General features: G+C 39.2%; 1 protein-coding gene. It reads left to right on the forward strand.

Annotated features, from left to right (window positions below):
- A partial coding sequence (locus ACHRV3_RS23030; protein WP_395436295.1) for a hypothetical protein occupies positions 1–283 on the forward strand: 283 nt, incomplete at both ends.

Here is a 283-nt window from a genome sequence, read left to right on the forward strand (position 1 = left end):
AGCTACTTCAGATGCAAGTGGAAATTATACAGTTGCTAATTTAGTAGCAGGATTAGATTATACAGTAACAGCTGCAAAATCAGGTGTAACATTTACACCGGCTTCAACAGTTTACACAGCAATTGCTACTAATAAAACGTTGAATTTTACACAAGCTGTTACTCCGGTATATTATACAGTAAGCGGAACAGTTTTAAATGGAGCGACTGCAGTTGCGGGAGTTACAGTTTCAGCAGTTTCTGGCGCTACAACTTTGACAGCTACTTCTAACGCAAGCGGAAAT

The sequence above is a fragment of the Flavobacterium sp. FlaQc-49 genome (assembly GCF_044005985.1).
Lineage (GTDB): Bacteria > Bacteroidota > Bacteroidia > Flavobacteriales > Flavobacteriaceae > Flavobacterium > Flavobacterium cupriresistens.